Genomic DNA, 715 nt, shown 5'->3' with positions numbered 1-715 from the left:
TTTACACTTAATTTTACCTAATGAGGTTCCACAGCTCAGTTGCTAACTCATTAGGTTCCCTCATCCAACGCCATTCAGTTTCTTTAAGATGATAATCAAAGTACTCTTTTGATATGCCGTTAAACTTTGCTAGCCTTCTTTTACAAAAGCTCCAAAATGATTCTATTCCATTTATATGACATTCTCCTCTAGCAAACTCATTTGCTCCGTGATTTACCCTAAAATGCTTTGAATAACCCACATCAACAAGACCATTATAGCCACGCCATCCATCACTATAAATCACACTCTCAAGTGAAACTTTACCAATGATAACCTCTTGTAAAGTCTTCATTTTACAGTCAGGTACGATTTCAGTATAGACGCGCCCATTACGTTCGAATATTCCAAATACTGGCTGTTTTAGAGTCCCACGACCACGCTTTAACTTTCCATGAAACCCACGTTGCCTTTTCGCTCCAAAATAGCTTTCATCTACTTCTATTGAACCAACAAACTTAGCTCTTAAATCTGTTTGATGATCATAGATAGTTTCTCTAAAAAGCATGTACCAATAGTTAATCGTATTACGATTTAAATTGAGTAATAAGGCTGTTTTGGAAGCAGGAATATCAACACAAAAGCATTGAATAATTTTTTTAATCTTGTAGTGACTTAATTTACTGTTTTCTATCATGATTCTAGACTAACATAATCATTTTGCTAGTCTAGAGCC

General features: G+C 35.1%; 1 protein-coding gene. It reads right to left on the bottom strand.

What is annotated here, in order from left to right; translation table 11 throughout:
• Positions 1-13 precede the first annotated feature (13 nt).
• On the bottom strand, positions 14-676 hold the full coding sequence (locus G5T77_RS09370) for an IS1595-like element ISAcra1 family transposase (protein WP_004783898.1): 663 nt from the start codon (positions 674-676) through the stop codon (positions 14-16).
• Positions 677-715: the final 39 nt, after the last annotated feature.

This window comes from Acinetobacter sp. GFQ9D191M (assembly GCF_011174875.1).
GTDB lineage: Bacteria > Pseudomonadota > Gammaproteobacteria > Pseudomonadales > Moraxellaceae > Acinetobacter.
Note: the sequence above shows the minus strand (reverse complement) of the source record. Positions and strands in the feature narration are given on the sequence as shown.